Origin of the sequence: Agaribacter marinus, assembly GCF_030160655.1 — a bacterium.
In the GTDB taxonomy this organism is placed as follows: Bacteria; Pseudomonadota; Gammaproteobacteria; order Enterobacterales; family Alteromonadaceae; genus Glaciecola; species Glaciecola marina.
The window spans coordinates 88,401-107,958 of sequence record NZ_BSOT01000002.1; the positions used below are offsets into that span (position 1 = coordinate 88,401).

At 42.8% G+C, this 19,558-nt stretch carries 16 protein-coding genes and 1 pseudogene; 6 read left to right on the forward strand and 11 right to left on the reverse strand.

The window, feature by feature from the left end; genetic code table 11:
• The first annotated feature begins 82 nt into the window (after positions 1-82).
• Positions 83-982: a LysR family transcriptional regulator gene (locus tag QQK00_RS00875; protein ID WP_284215595.1), complete on the forward strand. Its 900-nt coding sequence runs from the start codon at positions 83-85 to the stop codon at positions 980-982.
• Between the two features lie 252 nt (positions 983-1,234).
• A complete protein-coding gene (locus QQK00_RS00880; RefSeq protein WP_284215596.1) occupies positions 1,235-4,570 on the forward strand; it encodes a TonB-dependent receptor in 3,336 nt (1,111 codons plus the stop codon).
• A 77-nt stretch (positions 4,571-4,647) separates the two neighbouring features.
• On the opposite strand, the gene QQK00_RS00885 is transcribed toward QQK00_RS00880, so the two are convergent.
• A complete protein-coding gene (locus tag QQK00_RS00885; protein WP_284215597.1) occupies positions 4,648-6,153 on the reverse strand; it encodes a tryptophan halogenase family protein in 1,506 nt (501 codons plus the stop codon).
• A 229-nt stretch (positions 6,154-6,382) separates the two neighbouring features.
• Between QQK00_RS00885 and QQK00_RS00890 the strand changes: the two genes are divergently transcribed.
• Positions 6,383-6,553 (forward strand): PIN domain-containing protein, encoded by a 171-nt coding sequence (locus QQK00_RS00890; protein ID WP_284215598.1) that lies wholly within the window; start codon positions 6,383-6,385, stop codon positions 6,551-6,553.
• 77 nt (positions 6,554-6,630) lie between these two features.
• Here QQK00_RS00890 and QQK00_RS00895 read toward each other — a convergent pair whose 3' ends face one another.
• Together QQK00_RS00895 and QQK00_RS00900 are read right to left on the reverse strand one after the other, a co-directional pair.
• Positions 6,631-7,053, reverse strand: coding sequence for a helix-turn-helix domain-containing protein (locus QQK00_RS00895; RefSeq protein WP_284215599.1), 423 nt, complete (start codon positions 7,051-7,053; stop codon positions 6,631-6,633).
• A gap of 15 nt (positions 7,054-7,068) precedes the next feature.
• On the reverse strand, positions 7,069-7,371 hold the full coding sequence (locus tag QQK00_RS00900) for a type II toxin-antitoxin system HigB family toxin (protein WP_284215600.1): 303 nt from the start codon (positions 7,369-7,371) through the stop codon (positions 7,069-7,071).
• Between the two features lie 157 nt (positions 7,372-7,528).
• Between QQK00_RS00900 and QQK00_RS00905 the strand changes: the two are divergent.
• Positions 7,529-7,717, forward strand: a pseudogene (locus QQK00_RS00905) (IS3 family transposase); the annotation flags it as partial.
• Here the strand turns inward: QQK00_RS00905 and QQK00_RS00910 are convergent.
• Complete coding sequence (locus QQK00_RS00910; protein ID WP_284215601.1) at positions 7,690-7,992, reverse strand: PDDEXK family nuclease; 303 nt, start codon at positions 7,990-7,992, stop codon at positions 7,690-7,692. The pseudogene QQK00_RS00905 and the gene QQK00_RS00910 sit on opposite strands and share 28 nt — an antisense overlap.
• Positions 7,993-8,125: 133 nt before the next feature.
• Positions 8,126-9,319 carry a BaiN/RdsA family NAD(P)/FAD-dependent oxidoreductase gene (locus QQK00_RS00915; RefSeq protein ID WP_284215602.1) on the reverse strand — a complete coding sequence of 398 codons (1,194 nt, stop codon included), beginning with the start codon at positions 9,317-9,319 and terminating at the stop codon, positions 8,126-8,128.
• A gap of 299 nt (positions 9,320-9,618) precedes the next feature.
• Between QQK00_RS00915 and QQK00_RS00920 the strand changes: the two genes are divergently transcribed.
• Positions 9,619-9,900, forward strand: a complete 282-nt coding sequence (locus QQK00_RS00920) for a hypothetical protein (protein WP_284215603.1) — start codon at positions 9,619-9,621, stop codon at positions 9,898-9,900.
• A gap of 184 nt (positions 9,901-10,084) precedes the next feature.
• Positions 10,085-11,014, forward strand: a complete 930-nt coding sequence (locus QQK00_RS00925) for a histone deacetylase family protein (RefSeq protein WP_284215604.1) — start codon at positions 10,085-10,087, stop codon at positions 11,012-11,014.
• A 36-nt stretch (positions 11,015-11,050) separates the two neighbouring features.
• Here the strand turns inward: QQK00_RS00925 and QQK00_RS00930 are convergent, their stop codons facing one another.
• From QQK00_RS00930 to QQK00_RS00955, 6 genes are read right to left on the reverse strand one after another with little or no spacing between them, the layout of a single operon-like run.
• Positions 11,051-11,992 carry a sialate O-acetylesterase gene (locus QQK00_RS00930; RefSeq protein WP_284215605.1) on the reverse strand — a complete coding sequence of 314 codons (942 nt, stop codon included), beginning with the start codon at positions 11,990-11,992 and terminating at the stop codon, positions 11,051-11,053.
• On the reverse strand, positions 11,938-12,657 hold the full coding sequence (locus QQK00_RS00935; protein WP_284215606.1) for a cytochrome b/b6 domain-containing protein: 720 nt from the start codon (positions 12,655-12,657) through the stop codon (positions 11,938-11,940). Before QQK00_RS00935 ends, QQK00_RS00930 begins: the two co-directional genes overlap by 55 nt.
• Positions 12,654-13,637, reverse strand: coding sequence for a c-type cytochrome domain-containing protein (locus tag QQK00_RS00940; protein WP_284215607.1), 984 nt, complete (start codon positions 13,635-13,637; stop codon positions 12,654-12,656). The genes QQK00_RS00935 and QQK00_RS00940 overlap by 4 nt, the downstream gene beginning before the upstream one ends.
• Positions 13,637-15,157, reverse strand: a complete 1,521-nt coding sequence (locus tag QQK00_RS00945; RefSeq protein WP_284215608.1) for a DUF1501 domain-containing protein — start codon at positions 15,155-15,157, stop codon at positions 13,637-13,639. Before QQK00_RS00945 ends, QQK00_RS00940 begins: the two co-directional genes overlap by 1 nt.
• 16 nt (positions 15,158-15,173) lie before the next feature.
• Positions 15,174-18,338 (reverse strand): PSD1 and planctomycete cytochrome C domain-containing protein, encoded by a 3,165-nt coding sequence (locus QQK00_RS00950; protein WP_284215609.1) that lies wholly within the window; start codon positions 18,336-18,338, stop codon positions 15,174-15,176.
• Between the two features lie 24 nt (positions 18,339-18,362).
• Positions 18,363-19,436 (reverse strand): NHL repeat-containing protein, encoded by a 1,074-nt coding sequence (locus QQK00_RS00955; RefSeq protein WP_284215610.1) that lies wholly within the window; start codon positions 19,434-19,436, stop codon positions 18,363-18,365.
• Between the last annotated feature and the right edge of the window lie 122 nt (positions 19,437-19,558).

Here is a 19,558-nt window from a genome sequence, read left to right on the forward strand (position 1 = left end):
TTTGTGTTTAATCCCGCAACACACTATACAAAGCTATTCACTGCTGATAAATTCTCTAAAAATACAAAAGGCCTATGCAAAAATGCACAGCTGGGATGATTTTCGAATATTCTTATCAGTGGCAGAAACGGGGAGTTATTCTGCGTCCGCTAGAGCATTGGGTGTGAACCATTCCACGATATCTAGGCGCATAAAAAATTTAGAGAAACAGCATGGCGTTAAATTGCTCGAACGCACCCAGCAAGGCTATAGATTGACCGAGGCCGGACAATCCATCATTAAAATTATTGAGCAAGCGAAAGAAGCAACGACACAAGCGTCACGGCTTCTTAGTGGTCATGATGATAGGCTGCGTGGTGAAATTAAATTAACCATGCCACATGAAATTTTTGATTTATTTTTAGCAAAACCACTCTCTGACTTTTGCCTGCAATATCCAGAGATTCAACTTAATCTTGCCGTTAAACCAGGATTAAAGAACATCGCGAACCGCGAATCAGATTTAGCGGTAAGGATCACACCTGAGCCACCTGAATATTTGATAGGTAGGCGTATTACCTACATTCAGCATGCTTTGTATGCCAATAGCGAAGTTCAGCAAACTATATCTCAAGGAAAACCCGTGCCATTGGTTCTGTGGCCTCATATTACAACTGTACCTCACTGGGCAAAAGACAATTTCAGCCAAACCTACACAGCCGTGTACGTTGATGATTTATCGTCTATGCACCAAGCAGTAAAAGCTGGCATGGGGGTAGCCCGAATGCCTTGCTTCTATCCAGACTTTATGGAATGCCCTGAGGTAATAAAACTGCCAATACAACAGGCGCAGTCACGTTGGGGAATTTGGTTACTCAATCACGTAGACTTGCGTAATTCTGCTCGTATAGTGGCTTGTAAGAAAGTGATCACTAAGCATTTAACACAAAATATACCCGTTTTTTTGGGTGACGCGAAAAAGCAACACAATCACTCCATATAAAAAAAACAAAATTTATATTCAAACCACAATTTAACAAAAAAACCAAAAAAATCGCTATCTCACCGATAAAAAATACTAACAAAAGCTACAAAAACCCTTTTAAAACAAAGGTTATAGCAATAATCACGGTCGATACAACAAAATATTATTTACACATAAAAACATTTTCTTTACATATAATTCACACAAGAATAGGATCCACGATGCAATCATAAGTGAAAAATATAATTAATATATAAAACAGGATGACGCATGAGGAATAAATTCAAGTTAAGCCCACTAGCAAAGGCACTAATACCCGTCTTGCTATGCACAAACGCTAGTTTTATCCACGCCCAAACAAACGATGCAGAAAAGAGTACTGACGAATTAGAAGTCATTGAAGTAAAAGGCTTTAAAGGCAGTCTGTTGAGGTCACTCAACAACAAACGCGCAAGTGATACTATTAGTGATTCGATTTTTTCTGAAGACATAGGTAAATCTGCAGACCAAGACATTGGTGAAGCATTGCAAAGAGTGACCGGCGTCTCCATTCAACGAGGCGGTGGCGCAACAGATGGCGGAGACTCCACAACCATCAGTATTCGTGGCGCGAGTCCTGACTTAAACGTAATAAGCCTGAACGGCGTTACGCTGACAAGTAGCAGCGAAAACCAGACAGTTGATTTAAGCGCTTATTCGTCAGACATTCTAAACTCAATTGAAGTAATAAAGACGGCCACCGCAGATCAAAACGAAGGAAGTTTAGGTGCAAACGTCGTTTTAAAAACCTTCCGTCCTTTAGATGCGACGGAAAATAGACGAGTATTAGAATTGCAGTCTCGTTACAGCGATTTTGCCGATGAAACAGATTACAAAATATCAGGGTCTTTTTCTGAAAAATTTTTAGATGAAACCTTAGGTGTATATGTCACCGCTTTTTCAGAAACTCAAGGCTACCGAAAAGACTCGTTTTTTACTAACAACTACGAAGTAAAAACGTTTCCCCATGCGATAAATGCGCAATCAGGGGAAGTTATCGATGGCCCTATTACTGGCTACGTAAATGGTCAAAACGGCTATGCGCTATTTAAAAACAGCCTAGAACGTGAAGGTTTTACATCTGCAATTCAGTGGCAACCCACTGATGCGACCGAAGTGGTATTAGATATTACGGTCTCGGACCAATTTCTGACGGCAGATGAAAATACATTTACATTGCTAGGTCCTCAATCTGCTTACACAGACGCAGATCCTCTTGTGACGGGAGACGACCCTTGGCTCGTCTTCAATCCAGAGAACCAACTGTTCGAAAAAGTATTGGCGCGCTCATCGCGGGGGCGTATTGCCCAAAGAGAATCCGGCGTAGAAACCACCAACCGCATCTATAGCGTTGATCTTAGTCATTACTTTACCGACGCATTTAGCATGGAATTTAAAGTCGGTTATTCTAAAACTGTTGCGGATGATGATTACTATACTTACATCAACACAAACAACTTTGTGCATGTTAACGACGAACTCATTGAAAACTTACCATTAGATACACTGGAACCCGTCGGTTATGATTGTACCTCGGGTCGCTGTGTCGCTCGTTTTGGCGAGGGTCTTGTAAACTTCGGCCCGGGTCAAACCGGTGCGCAAGGCGAAGACAATTCTGACAATACGGTAACCACTGGTTTCAACCCTGATGACTTAGCATCAATTCATCTTCAACAGGTCAATACGCGTGACCGAGATATGAGCGATGAACAAAAACAAGTCTTTTTAGATTTTGACTATGGCGCCGATTGGGGACCTATTACTACCATTGAGTTTGGTGCCAAATACCAAAAGCGGAATAAAGATGTATTTAACCAAAATAACTTCTTTGACAATGCCGACAATGCTTGGGTACCTGGCGAAAATGCGCCTTCGCCATCGCTTGGCGTAGGCGTATCATCAATACAACTGTCAACCGTTACCAAAGGGCAAACGCCTCATGGAGATGATTTCTTATCAAAATTAGGTTACGCAAGAGACAATGCCACTGACGGCTGGTTTACAATCGACGGCGGCGCAGCACTGGACGCATTGTTTACTAACAGAGATGTAAGAACCCGCCCGGATTTGTCTAACGACAGACAGGTAGAACTAAAGAACAAAGCGTTTTATCTAAAAACCAGTTTCTCGTTCTTAGATGATGACTTAACCGGTAACATCGGCTTGCGATATGTGGATAGCACCGTAGATAGCCTTGGGTTTTCTGGCGTAAAATATGACCTCAACCAGTTCTCCTCAGATTACCGACTCATTGAAATTGCAACAGACAGTTCTCTTTCGCCTTGCACGGCTGAACAACTATACGCGAACGGTGTCGGATACGCTGAAATTGACGGCGTAGGCGGTGCAAACCTTGCAGGAGCTTTCGATGCAAATGGGAATTGGGGCCCTGCGCCTGGTCAAAGTTGTTTTGACGAAAACTTTGACCAAAGCGCCAATACGCGTTCACGATATTGGGATGCGCGTACCGATGTGGATAATCCTGAACAATATCAAGCAACAGGTTCAAATGACTATGACAATGTTCTGCCAAGTATTACGCTAAATTATCAATTAAACGACAAAACCGTTCTTCGTTTTGCGGCGTCTAAGACAATGGCAAGACCGAAAATCGACTCGCTTAGACCAAGCTATACATTGAACTATAATTTATGGAGTGGCGGCAACTCTGCAGGTACAATCAACAACCCTAACTTAATCGCACTTGAGTCGAACAATATTGACTTGTCTTATGAGTGGTATTTTAGTGCAGGCGGCGCCCTTAGCGTTGCACTTTTCCATAAGGATATGTCTAATTTTGAAGAAGTCGCCACGGTCAGCTCCCATTGGCTAGATGTTTCCAAGTTGGATCAATCAGAACTAGAAGCCTTAGATCCTCTTGAAGCACTCATTCAGCCAAATGCAGATGGTTCAGCAAAAAGTGTATTTGACGAACCAAGTTGTATGCCAAACTATCGTCATAGATGGCAATCCAATGCTCTGGAATGGGTGACACAATGCGACACAATTGATCTTAACCTACTCAGAAATGGTAAAGGTGGTAAAAACCAAGGCGTAGAGATTGGCTACAATCAAAACTACGACTTTTTACCTGGGTTCTGGAGTGGTTTAGGTGTTGCAGCCAACTATACTTATTCAGACTCAACTACCGACGCTGAAGTCATTGGCTTTGACACTCAACTGTCTTCTCTTCCTCTTGAGAACGTGTCCAAGCATCAGTACAACCTATCCACCTTTTGGGAACAAGACGGTAATCTTGTTCGTCTAGCCTACAATTACCGCACGGATTCTTTGGCGAGGCGCTCGTTCAGGCAAGGCGCACTTTGGAATGAAGGCGGAGGTTCTTTAGATTTATCTGCGACGTATAAGATAAATGATACATTCACCCTTACTTTTAACGCTGTAAACTTGGGAGAGAGAGTATTCAGGCAATATTATACTAATCTCACGGATAGCAGATTTAATATTGAGGGCAATGCATTAGATGGCGAAGCCAATAAGTCACGCACAATTCGTGAATGGGTAACCGGTTCAACATACCGCTTAGCCTTACGCGCGACTTTTTAAGTCTTAAAATGTAAATACCAGAGCGAAACTGATATTTTTCAGTTTCGCTTTTTATTTTCTCTTGGATAAGTTAGGTGTTAATGAGTAATTTTTGCTAAAAACTCATCATGCGTCATTAGTAAATCAACGCTGTCCTGCAAGCCTTTTATATATTGCGGCAATGACTGTTTAATCTTAGTAAAATCTGACGCGTCAATTAAGGGGTCGTAACTGATAGGCCGTACTTTCATGCCCTCTAGTACCGCATACCAACTATCCGCCGTAAACAAATCCAATTCATTTTGAAACAGCCGTCCTTGTTGTCGAAACAACGCAAGTTTAGTTTGTAACGAGTCAGGGATACTGCGGTGTTGCCAACTTCGCCAAAATTCGGAGTCTTGTCTTGCGGAGGTACAATAATGTAACACTAAAAAATCACGAATACATTCATACTCTATGTCCATTAGACGATTGTATTCATCTATGGTTTGCTGATTGCAATCCTTGTCTGGTATGCAATTGACAAAGTCCATCATGCCTTTAACTATCAGGTTGATACTGGTTGATTCTAAAGGCTCTAAAAAACCGGAGGATAAGCCTACCGACAAACAATTTTTAAACCAAATTTTATCGCGTTTACCGGTAACAAATGAAAGTACTTTAGGATCAGTTAACTTTTCACCGATAATGTGGCGATTAAGTGCGTCTATTGCCGTGTTCTCATCGCAAAATTCACTGCAATAAACATAGCCGTTGCCTGTTCTGTTTTGTAATGGGATCTTCCATCGCCAACCATGTTCGTGGGCAATAGATTCTGTATAGGGCGGCAATTGCGATAAGGTTTCTGACTGTACCGCTATTGCTCTGTCTACCGGCAAATATTGTTGCCAGTTTTCAACGCCTACGTTTAGCGCTTTTTCAATGAGTAAACCATGTTGACCAGAGCAATCAATGAAAAAATCGCCAGCAATGGGCTGGCCCTTTTCCGATATAACTGACTTTATAAAACCACGATCGTCTAGTACAACGTCACGCACATGAGACTTTGTATGGATCACGCCATTATTTACACAATAATCCGTAAGATACTTAGCCACTAAGCCCGCATCAAAGTGAAATGCATAGGTAGAAGCAGACAAGTTATTTGGTTTGTTGGGATTACCTATATGAAACTTGTTGTGCTTTGCCATCGCAACCGATGGAGAAAAATCGGTATAGTCTAGCTCGCCACCATGCATCACATACTTCAACCAATGCTGGTAAAACGGCCTATCGTCCATTTTTCCACCCACAAAGCCAAATTGATGCCAATAATGGTCACCCACTGTATGCCAATCACTGAACTTAATACCAAGCTTAAAAGTGGCGTTAGTTTCACGAATAAATTCAGGTAAGGGGATGTTTAAATATCTAAGCGTGTCGACGATAGACGGTATTGTTGCTTCTCCAACACCAATGGTCGGCACATTAGGAGACTCTACCAATTCAATTTTACAACCGGTATTTAATAAGGCCCTCACTAATATTGCCGCCGAAAACCAGCCCGCCGTGCCGCCCCCGACGATTACGTATTTTTGAATTTTATCTCTATTGTCTAACCGCATACATTGCCCACACGCCAACAACTTTACTTATAAATGTTTGTTTTTATATATTAACACTTAAAAATAAATTTACTGGGTAAATAGGTGTTTTAGTGTGCAAACTAACCCCAGAAACAGCATTTATGTCAGCGCAGTATTGTCTGGGAAATGTCGATTAAACAGCAGATGGGTAAATTGATTGCGCCAGATGATATAGAGTCGTCAGCAGAGGGAGCTGGTTTCATCGGCTTTGGCTATTAGCTTATTTCATGGTCAACAGGCAGGTAAGTTACCCTTACATCATAAAGACCCTTTTGACCGAATTTTAATAGCCCAAACGCAAGCGGAGGGTTTGCAGATATTGACGAAAGATGAATATTTTCCTGCTTATGGAATTAGGTTGATTAACGCTAGCGAGTAGAATGAAGCTTGACCATTACACCGCGGAGCGGTTTAGTCCTAAGGCGAGGAGCCGGCGTTAAAGTTTTGGTTTTGCTACTACTTAAAGAAAAATGCTGGACTTATATTAAATCGCTTTGCTAATAGTTCTATATGCGTTCTATTCATTTTCTTTTTACCATTTAACACCTGTGAAACCATACTTTTCTTACCAATCTCATTTTCAAAATCGGATGTGTTAAGGTTATGCTGTGACATCAGCACTTTTAGAGTTGCGACCGCTGGATCAGTATTTTCAATTTGTTTGTTAAATTCAATAAACTCTGCACTTTGACTTTCATATCTTGATATGGAGTTAGTCAATGCGTCTATAGCAATTTGGTTACTATCGTAATCCTCAAGTAACTCGGCCATTAACTCGAGCGCTTGTTCGTGCTCGCTTTTACTTTGTATTTCTCGTAATAGCGGAGCATGAAAATTTAATTCATGTACGATTTTTGATACTTCTATAGCAGTATTCATATTAGTTACCATATTTCAGTTTCGATACGCTTTGCAAAGTTTATCGTATTCAGCGTGTGTTAAGATGTGTTTAACAAATACACGGTTATGACGAAATTCAATGAAGGCTAATAATCTTAGATTGTTACCACCAATATCGATAACCCACCACTTATCTTTGTATTTGAAATTATCGAGTGATTTAAATAGCCGTTTAAGTTCCTCGGGGCTTTTAAACTTTCCCCTATTTAACAACGAATATGTCGATTCTATAGCAAAGCGATCGTTTGGAAATTTTTTAATCGCGTCTAAAAAAGGGCGCTTTGATATTACGTGCATATTGGCTTGAATGCTTAACCATATTTACTGTTAGTAAACCTTAGCATAAATTAAAAAGTTTACAAGTGGTAAACTTTTCCCAATAAGGCGTTCTTGAAAATATCGACTATTCACTTTTAGGTTTGAAGCATTGAAATGGCTACTGGGACTCATCTTAAATAACTTACATAACCGATTCTTTGGAAGCCTTAAACATGATTGGCTATTCAAAGTGCCTCAGCCCACGAGAGAATTTACCAAGAACGATGTCGCAGAGTATATGCGGTATTACCACATGACAAGATTGCATTCAGCTAACGCTGACCAATCTCCGATTAACTATGAATATTCCTTTTGGAAGGTGTCCGGTTGGATTAGACCAGAACACAGAAGGGGAAATTGTTCCCTGATATCTGTAACGGAGTCAGAATACTCCGCTAGATAGAAGAAATCAGTTTCTATTGAGGAAAGTGTGTGGTGAATTCTACCTGTTTTTAGCCCCAATATTTGCGACCGAACACCTTTTGACTTTACATCCTGAACTCGCAGCCAAGGTTTGTAAAAACTTCCTTCACCAATGCCATACTTGTTTTTTAAGGCTCGATTAAAGTCGTTAAATGTTTCAAGCTTTCTCCGAGCCATAAAAATTTCCAGTAAATCCTTGCTTAAGAAAATACTAGTAGCAAATCATCTACTGTGCAAACTTTAAGGGAAATATTCTCCTTTTAGTGCAAACTACTCGGGAAGTGTGCAAACTAAATTGTCATTACACAACTCAAACAACCTGCCCTGCACACCAACCACTACTCCAAGCCCACTGAAAATTGTAGCCCCCTAACCAACCGGTTACATCCATCACTTCGCCAATAAAATATAGGCCTGCTTGGGTTTTACATTCCATCGTTTTGGATGACAAATGATCAGTATTTACGCCACCAAGTGTCACTTCTGCAGTGCGATAGCCTTCCGTGCCGTTGGGTTTTATATGCCATTGACTAAATGCTTGGGCGACTTGTTTTAACGCGTTGTCGTTGTATTGTTTAAGCGGTTTGTTGTCTATCTTAAAATAAGGCAATAGGGTTTGTACTAGGCGTTTTGAATAGTGCGCTGACAACACTGTAGATAACAGCGCATCGGGTTGATTAAGCTTTGCAGACGCCAACTCTGCTTGCAAATCACCCTTTGGAAATAAGTCAAAACAGACGTCGTTTCCGGGCACCCAAAATGAAGATATTTGTAATACCGCAGGCCCACTTAGCCCACGGTGAGTAAATAAGATGTTCTCAGAAAAGCTTGTATTATTGCAAGACGCACTCGCATCGGCCGACACGCCGCTGAGCGTCGACAATACAGCTTTGTCAGTATCATGTAAGGTAAAAGGCACAAGCGCTGCTTTAGTCGGTACAATATCTAAACCAAATTGTTCCGCAATACGGTAACCAATAGGTGATGCGCCAAGTTTAGGCATACTTAAACCACCGGTGGCAACAACAAAGCTTTCACAATGTAGCGTGCCTGTTGCAACCTCCACTTCGTAACCAATCTCGCGGGCATCTACAGAAATGAAATCACACCGATTGATGATCTCTACTTTGGCCTTTTTACACTCCGACAACAGCATATCGACAATATCTTTTGCCGTGTCATCGCAAAATAACTGGCCTAGCGTTTTTTCATGATACGCAATGCCGTAATCACTCACTAAACCAATAAAATCCCACTGCGTGTATCGACTCAACGCCGATTTACAAAAATGAGGGTTTTGAGACAGAAAGTTTTCGTGAGACGCATACATATTGGTAAAGTTACAACGCCCGCCGCCCGACATAAGGATTTTACCGCCTAAGCGCTTAGCATGGTCAATCACAGCCACTTTGCGACCGCGCTTACCCGCTTCTATCGCACAAAATAAGCCGGCAGCACCTGCGCCTAATACTACTACATCATAATTTTTGACTGACTTGGTCAAAACAAAGTCTCTGGTAAGCCAATCAAAAAAGTTTGATGGCGTTGCAAAATAATGGGGGGATTATACGGGATAACAGGCCCCCGACAAACATGCTACATAAAATACGGACCTTACTTTATTCATGCATGACTAATAAACCTAACACGATCATGCTCAACTCTAGGCTTTGTCTATCGGTATGTATACTTTATGATAATCAATAACTTTGGCGAATTTCGCTGTAGTCGAATATACTGAGAAAATCGAACGGCTATTTTTTGAGAAATTGAACGTCATACAAAAACTTAACGGAGATTGCTTTGCTAAAAGTTCACGTTTGGCCGCCTCATGGCGATATGGTAGGACACGCCTCGCTATCATTTGGAGCGAACTATGTTAGTTTTTGGCCTGAGGACGCTGCCGGAAAAAAGGATCTAAAAATAAAACGAAGCCATCCTGGGTCGTTTAGGAGTGCTCTGCATGAAGATATTCAGGCAGAGGGCGGGCTAAAGCCTACTACAATAGTAATCTCGCGCATAAATGAAGAAAAATTATCTCTATTTATTTCGGATCTTATTTCAACACGCCAAGGTATCAATTAGCAAAGTATAACTGTTCACATGTAGTTGCTGAGTGTCTAAAAGTTGCCTGTGAAAAGGAACCCAGCTTTCATCCATGTGCTCACGACTATGGTCAATTCGGAAAATTTCTTGGTAGAGACATTTGGACGCCAAACGAAATATTGCGTTACGCGAGAGAGCTTGCTGTCTTTGGCAAGGCGGACATATGAAAGTCATTTATAGTAAACACTACAACATAAATTTGGGCTTGCTGAACTACTTGCACCCATTTGATGGAGTTAAATTTCAAACTATTTATAATGAACTGAAGAAAAACAAGGGTATCGAATTTGTTGAACCAGTAGATTCGGTAAGCATGGATATTGTCGATGAATTTCTTTCGAGCATCATGCAGCATCGGGTAAGAAATAAAAACGGTATCTTCCAAGCCTTGGAAGTGCCTCGTATACCATTCATCAGCTTCTCTTTTCTTGACCGCAAAATTCTTACACCTATGCGATGGGGAGTTGCTGGTACGATCTTAGGTGCGACTCAAGCATTAGAAAATGGCGGCGTTTACTGGAATATCTCTGGTGGATATCATCACGCCATGCAACAAAATATGGAAGGCTTCTGCATCTATAACGATATAGGTATTTGCCATCAGCAACTTGTTAAAAGCGGTTTACTGGCACCCGATGACAAAATCCTGATTATCGATACTGATGCTCACCATGGCAATGGTAATGCTTATACCTTTATGGAGAATAAGCACGTAACGCTTCTTGATGTTTACAATGCTGGCATTTATCCAACGTCAGGTTACACCCGTGATCGCGTCGATATTCCGGTACCTCTTCCCCCGGGAACAGACGGTCAAACCTATCTACGAAAATACAACGACGCTTTGGGGAAGCTGGAAGATGACTATCGCTTAGCTTTCGTCGTTGCAGGCACGGATACCTTATTGAGCGATAAAGTTGGCGGCCTCTGCTTAGATATTGATGATGTAGCAGAACGAGAAAAACTCACTCTTACTGCTCTCAAGCAACGTGGTATTCCTACTGTGATACTTGGCGGCGGAGGCTACTCCAAAGACAGTGCAAAGAGTGTTATTCGTGCTATTTCAGCATGCGCAGAATCAAACATCGATTAAATATTCGGAAAAGATTAATGTCATTGCGAAAAAGACTTACTCGCCGTTTAAGCGCTGCATTTCAATCGCAAATCGTTCACCAATTGCTTGAATACTGGCAAAATCATAATGCAAGGCATCCATCGCAGTAAGGTCGTTTGAATATACAACCGCAGTATTATCTAAAACAGTGGGTAATGCTGCGATTTGTTTGTTGATCAAGGGTATATTATTCACCTGCGCAGCAATGAACGGTAGGTTTTCTTTGGCTAAATCTCGGCGCAAGTCGACAACTAACTGCTTGAGTTTATCAATATAGCCTGCCGGTTTTGCTTGATCTGATTCTCCCTGTAACCACAGCACTCCCTTAATACTGTCTTTATTTTCAATGTAACTCAGCCTAGTAAGTACTTGCTTATAGTATTCGCAATTGCGACACCATTCAGCAATTGTCGATCCACCCCGTGCATTCACTACAAGGCCAATTTTTTTGTTTGGTTGTGCTTGTCGCATATGTTTAGCGAAGTTAATCCCAGGTCCCGCTTTTTGCATACCCTCATTTTTGCGAATAGTAGAATACAGATTAAGGGGGTGTTTAGCGGCCACCCATTTACCTAACTTATTTAATACAAATACACCGTCTAGTGGTGCTTTGTGCGCGTCTGGAATAGGCGCTCTGCCTGCCATGTTAGATTGGCCAATTAGCACATAGATATCCAGCTCATTATTTGCGTTGCCCGTATTTTTTTCGGCTACCGCGTTACTGCCCAAAGGAAGACTGCCCTCAGAATGACTACTTAATGGAGAATTCGTCACAGGTGAATGGTGGGTGCACGCAGACAGCGTAAACACACAAGCTAGCATGACAAAAACGTGAAAACCTTTGCGTCTTACTTTTGCTCTTACACCTACTTGTTCACTAAACAAACTGCGTTGTTTTTTCACTATCCATATATCCACAATAAATAAATTATCGGCAATATTGCCATGCACACGCATAGCCACAAGCGTCCTTTTTCGAAAAAACGAAGTGTTTGCGTGGGATTTGCCTGTTCGCTTGGTTTTTTGCCTGAAAACAACGCTTTTATTAGGTTTTGGCGTTTTACCAACACGTAAAAGAATACTGCTACTAAGTGTAGCCATATTGCTAGCGTTATGATGTCAAAGCTCAATGCGTGCCATTGGGTAAATTGGTCCGAAAGTGCTTTCGGTATGCTGTCAGAAAATGCCCCATTAAAGCCAATTTCGTTATTGCTATAGAGGCCAGAAATCACTTGAAAAGCAAGCAACACCAAAAAGCTAATCACCATCCAACCACCTGCGGGGTTATGTCCATTATGCGTAGATGACTTTAATCGTAGGGAGTCTTTTAAGTAGCCATATGCCGTAGATGGTTTAACAACAAAGTCGGTAAATCTAGCCGTTGTACTGCCTACCACGCCCCATATAACTCTAAATATTAGTAGTGCGGCTATTGCATATCCAAACCCTCGGTGCCAATCCATCATACGCTGCTCGATGGTATACCACGCGCCTACTATGCAAACGACTAACGCCCAATGAAACACTCGAATACCCTTATCCCACACCTTAGTCTGCCTATTTGCTGGCAATGTGTGTTCTTGCACGGGCGCAGGCGTAGCGCGACTGTTTATGCTGTTCATATACCTTCCTTATCGATTAAGGTTACACGAACACCCTTTTGCTCGAGCGATGCTATTAGTTCACTACCAACATAGCCTTGTCTAAACGTTACACGCTGTAATTTAGGTAAGCTGACTAAAAACGCTGAAAGCGCAGGTGATATCTGCCAATGCCGAATATCCAATACCCGCAACTCTGGCCATTGACGAGACGTAAACGCCGTCTGATAATGTTTGTGGAAATCCGTATCGCCTTGCCATTCAGAACCGTACTCATTATTTAAATACACTTCGGCCAACACTGGAGACATCCCACACAACGATTCGAACGCTGTTGCTACCTCGCCTTTTTCAACCAATTGCGCTTTAAAGATTAACGCTGTGGTTGTTCTGGATTGGTAATTTAGACTAAATGGATACCGGTGTTGAAAGTCACTTACTTGACCCGCAAACGTCTGTCTGTCATTGTTAATTTGCGCCCAATCAATGGGGGCAAAATGGATCACTGGAGCCTTTTCCGGTGCTTCAGGAAAATCCTCTTCTTTTAGGCTGTGCGAGGCGCCCTTTTTTAACCATAGAGTCACGATAGCTAATTCTTCATCGGTATGGCGGTCTCGTCCATAAGGTGGCATTGCCAATTTATCATCGACAGGTAGCAACATACGTTGCAATAAAATCGCTTGTTCACCATTGCTCAACACACTGCCACTTTTTCCACCAAACCAAGCCTGTCTAAAACTATCAAGTCGTAAACCACCTTTTGATTTATCGTCGGTATGGCATGCTATGCAATAGCGCGCCATAATGTCATGCACTCGCTGTTGATAAAATGAATCATCTTCGGCTTGCAAATATGGTCGTAGGCCTAGCGCTTCTTTTACCGTTTGAATAATGGCAGGTTGTGAAGATATCCACGTCGCTATAAGTATTAAGGTGAGTATGCCGACAGCTGTAAAATACTGGCCGACGGACACAACCCCTTGTTTTTCTTCTGCATCCATTAAGCTAAAATTTTCCCTAATATCTTCGCTTTTTTCAGACCGGTAAGCTTGTGATCCAAACCTTGGAATCGGTAGGTAAATTGGAGATGGTCAAACCCTAGCAAGTATAAAAACGTCGCATGAAAATCCTGCATTTCGACTGGATCTTTTACCACAGAATAACCCAATTCATCTGTTTCACCCAAGGTATAACCACCTTTTACGCCTGCCCCAGCCATCCATGTTGTAAAGGCATGAGGGTGATGGTCTCGCCCAGCAAATTGATTGTCTTGCCCGCCGCGGTTTTCTTGCATGGGCGTACGCCCAAACTCCCCCCCCCAAACCACTAAGGTATCGTCTAATAAGCCCGTTCGCTTTAAGTCACTAAGCAAGGCCGCTGTGGATTGGTCGATGCTTTTGCATTTATTCACAAAACCGTGACTCAGGGAATCATTTTGATTAGTGCCATGATGGTCCCAATCATAATCAAATAACTGAATGAATCGCACGCCACGTTCTGCCAATCTTCGGGCCACCAGACAATTGTTAGCGTAGCTTTTTTTGCCAGGTTGAGCACCGTACATAGCAAGTGTGGCTTGACTCTCTTTTTTAATATCAAACGCGTCATTTGCCTCTACCTGCATACGATAAGCCATTTCATATTGCGAAATACGGGTCAGCGTTTCAGGATCGCCAAGTGCGCCATGGGTTTGCATGTTTATATCTGCAATAGCGTCCAATACTTTGCGTCTTGCATTCCTACTAACGCCATCAGGGTTGCTTAAGTACAATACGGGGTCGCCGTCAGAGCGACACTTTACGCCCTGATATACACTCGGTAAAAAACCAGATCCCCAGAGTTGCTTCCCTCCATCTGGCGAACGTGAACCTGAAATAAGAGACACATAGCCGGGTAAGTTTTGATTAAAGGTGCCTAAGCCATAAGTAGTCCAGGCACCTAACGACGGATTGCCCGAGACCGCATTCCCTGTATGCATCAAAATTTGTGCTGGCGCATGGTTAAACTGGTCAGTTTGCATTGACTTGATAAAACACAAGTCGTCGGCATGTTTTGCAAGGTGGGGTAGACGATCAGAAATCCAGGCACCGCTCTGCCCATGCTGTTTAAAATCATATAACGGCGCAAGCAATTTGGGTTTACCCGATATAAACGCAAAACGCTTACCTTTTAAGAAAGATTCAGGCGCTGTTTTACCATCGTACTTCTTTAATTCAGGCTTAAAATCGAATAACTCTAATTGACTTGGTGCACCTGCCATATGCAAATAAATAACTCGCTTTGCGCGCGCTGGATATTGCGGCGGAAGTGGCGCCAACGGTGAATTCATTGGACGAGTAAAATCAAGCTGTGTACCACCTGCCATCGCAGATTTACTAATAATTGAGGCTAATGCAGCTCCGCCCATCATTGCTCCACCGACTGTAGCGCCGCTACCTGTAAGAAAGTTTCGACGCGTTAAATCAATCCGTTGCGTATCTTTAGCCTGTGTCGCTAGATGTAAAAATGGAAATTTAGACATATTACTTTCGCTCCCACTATCTCGTTAAGGCTGCATCAAGATTAAGCAAAATACTTGCGACAGCAGTCCACACATCAGACAGTTTTTGATCTTCCGGTGTATCTGCATTCACTTTAGTATCAAAGAATTCTTGGTGTAGAGCTTCTAACGCTGCATTTAAACGTGCCATTTCATATTTGCTAGGCGGACGACTCAATACAAGTTCGGCACCCAAACGTAGCGCCTGCTCATCAGACTGACTTACGCGCTTTTTACTTAACATTCTTGCCGCTAAACCTTGGGCAGCCTCATGAAACACCGGGTCATTCAGGGTCACAAGCGCTTGTAAAGGCGTATTGGTAGGTATGCGCCGAGGATGACTCAGTTCGCGCGTTTCCATATCAAAGGTCAAAAAACTTGGGTAAGTGTAAGCTCGTTTAATGAAGGTATAGATAGCACGCCGGTATCTGTCTTCATCTTTCGCGTTTTCCCAGTCTTTGATTAAACGTCCCTTTCGCCCCCAAATACCCGCAGGTTGTGGCGGCATAACCGGTTCACCGCCCATTTTTTTGCTTAACAAACCCGCGGCAAATAACGCTTGATCTCTAATCATCTCGGCGGATAAGCGTTGCCTGGGGCCACGTGCTATCCACATGTTTGCTGGGTCGGTGTCAAGCGCGGCTTCGGTAGCACTTGCATCTTGTTGATAGCTATAGCTCATCACCATTAATTTGATGAGTGCTTTAACATCCCAATTTAATTCATGTTGAAAGTGTAACGCCAACCAATCAAGCAACTCAGGATGACTAGGTTCATTCCCAGCGCCACCAAAATCTTCAAGTGTATCCACCAAACCTCGCCCAAATAGCTGAAACCAAAAACGATTTACAGCGACTCTTGCAGTAAGCGGCTGCTCGTCATGAAAAAACCATTCCGCCATAGTTAATCGATTCCGTGGCACGTCAACCGGAAAGCTCGGTAATATGGCCGGTGTATCGGGTACAAGATGTTCACCTTGCTTGTCTAAAAAGTTTCCTCGATAAAAAAGTGCAGAAGCACGCTTGTCCCATTCGCTTTGTTCTAGTATAACTGGTGCATTATAAGTATCTGTTTTCCCAACAGTATTAGCATACTCAACATATTGGTTTATTGATTTTTGTCGTTCAGGGCTGTTTACATAGACCAACCAATCTTCATTATCAGTCACTTCTAAGCGCAATCGCCTAAGCTGCGGCGGCTTGTCATTTAAGCGTCGATGCCCTAAAAATGCCAACTCAATAGATATGCTCGCACCTTTTGGTAACTCGATAGATTCGGGTAGCACTGCTACGGTCCAACGAGGTCTAAATAAGCGATGCGCGAAGAAGCCAGCAGCATTCTCAGTCTTAGATAAATTGCCATTCACACCATTGTGCCGCTTTAGTTGCTCATCTTGTACTTCCAATGAGTTGGTCAAATAGCTTTGCACAGGCAATAGTTGAGGTGCTTGATTTGGCAGCGTTAACCACAACTTTATGTTGTCGATTGAAAATGCCCAATCAGGCGTATGCGCGGCTTCGTACAAATTTACAGGTAATGCAGTAACACGTATTGCGCTAACTTTTTTAGACGTATTTACGTCTGTTTTCAACTCTACAATAGCTTGTGGCGGTATCGACTCATCAGCAAACAATTCACCATTGACAAGGGCTAAATCATGTTGTCCGCCGTTTTCCGCCGAAAGCTTTTCGACTACGTCCTTAAATTGCTTAAGTCGTCGCTGATTGCGTTTATATGGCCAACTTTCTTTGTCTTCTATTTCAGCAATACGTTTAGCAGTACTGACAATCAATTTGTTCAGCGCGGCGATTTCGTTGGCCGTCGCCGATACAATATTTAATTGCTGCCACTGCGCAGCGTCGTCGGCTAGACCGTTAATGTTAGTCGTTTGTTCATGCGCAATCTGTTGCATGTATTCCTGCAATTCAAACAGCGCCTCACGCTCATTTTCATCCCTTGCAATACGTAAATGTGGCACGTCCGCATATCTATCGGCGTCTTGTGCCGTATTTAAAAAGCTATAAAATTTGTAGAATTCGCTATGCTCAATGGGGTCATAAGGATGCGAATGGCACTGCACACAGTTCATGCTCAAGCCGTTTAGCGCGGACCAGGTGGTTGATACTCTATCGAGCATGGCTACTACACGAAACTCTTCGTCGTCAGTGCCGCCTTCATTGTTGTTTGGTGTTTGACGATGAAAGCCAGTCGCGATTAAATCCTCCATCGTGCGCGCGGGTAGTAAGTCACCCGCAAGTTGTTTAACCACAAAGTCTTTATAGGACAAATTATCGTTAAATGCTGAGATTACCCAATCCCGATAAGGCCATGAAACACGGTACTCATCTCTGGTATACCCTTGGCTATCTGCATAGCGTGCAATATCCAGCCACATTGCTGCCCAACGCTCCCCAAAGGCTGGAGAATCTAATAAATAGTCCACTTGTTTCTCGAACGCATTTGGGCTTTTATCAGATCGAAAATCGTCTATTTGTGTCGGTGATGGCGGAAGACCGGTCAAATCGAAACTTAGACGGCGTAATAACGTAGACTTGTCTGCTCTCTTCGCCGGCCTTAGGCCTTTCTCAACTAGCTTCTCTTGTACAAAATTGTCGATGGCATTGTTGACGGTATTGTTGATGGTACTGCGAGTGAGATTCGTTGGGTCACCAGATACAAACTCAACCGCGTCGGGCACTGCTTGTGATTCAGGCGGCACAAAAGCCCAATGTTCTTCCCATTGTGCCCCTTGTGCTATCCACGATCTAAGCGTTGCAATTTGCGCGGGCGATAACGGTTTAGCTTTATAAGGCATTCTTACATTGGGATCGGTCGACTCAACTCTTGCAATCAACTCAGAGGCGTCAGGATCGCCGGGGACAATGTTTCTTCGGCCTGAATGTCCTCGGCCAAGCGCAGCATCCCTCATAATAAAAGAAATACCGGCTTGTTGCATAACGCCGCCGTGACAACCCGTGCAGCTAGCATTTAGAATGGGTCGAATATCCCGGTTAAACTCGATTTTATCGCCATCTATTGCTGCAGAATTATGAGACTCGTCTGTCGTACACCCGCTCAAACTAATCATTATAAAAAGACTGAATACTAGGCGAACAATCGCTTTTATGTCCACAACGCGATGATATTGAATAAAAACAGCCATGCCGTTAAACCGCTGCACTAGTCTTTATTCTTCTGCATTATCGATGCTTGTAGAGGCATTAAACTTTAACACGCGACCAAAGTTACTGTACTCGGTCACATACAAGTTACCGTCTGCATCAAACGCAATCCCATGAGGAGAGGTGAAGACCCCGTTTTTCCATTTTTCAGGGGGGGTGCGTGGATGGTTAATTTCTTCTTTATTTTCATTAGTACCGAGAGTAGTCAACTTCTTACCCTCAAGGTCCAGCAAGGTCACTCTGCCAGAAATCTCAGCAACCGCCACTAAGTCATTATAAAACGCAATCGCACTCGGCCTTCTCAAGCCTTCGGCATGATTGCCAATTAGCTTGCCGTCAAGCTTCATGTGAACCAAGCGCCCATTTACGCGGTCTGCACATAAAATACGCTTAGGCGTAAAACGTGGATCGATAGCGATTTTGTGACAATTATGCAGATGCCAGGGAGCGCCGCGTCCGGCAAAGGTGGTAATGTAATTGCCCTTTTGGTCAAACGTATGAATGTAGTCTTTGCCGTAGCCATCGATAACATACATAGTACCGTCTGCTGCGACGTCTATTGCTGTAAGTTTCAATGCGCGGTCATCTCTCCATGTAGGCTTAATCACTGGCTCGCTATGGTATTGCTTGGGAATGCTGCTTAAGGCGTCAACGGTTAATAGTATTTCGCCCGTTACTGTCATTTTTACAATGCTTTGCCCATATAATGTAGGCGCATAGATTACGTCTCTGCCATTTTCCTGTTTTATGACAAAGCCATGAATATCCTTAGGTGCATTTTTTACATTGTGCAAGTACTCGCCTGCTGGAGAATAAACTTGCAGGCCTCCTAGCTCACCCATAACGCTCACATAGATATCACCGTCAGAAGAAACCGCAATTTCACCATGTGACTTTCCAATTTGAGAGAGGCTTTTGGGTACCTGTAACCAGTCATTTTCATGTGTCCAGTTATCGTGATGAGGCGCATGATTGTTGTCGTTTTGGCCATGCTGATGGGCAAGCGCTAAACTTCCGTGCAAAAATGCGAAGGCAACAAACAGATACGTTAAACTACATAGTTGGCGACTTAAAAGCATTTACTAACTCATTCTTTCATCGATTATTTAGGCGAAGCCTTCACAAGAAAATGAGAAATCCGGCTTTGCGCTTAAGATGCTACAAGTTATAACAAGTTACCGATAAGCCAGCCTTTAAAATA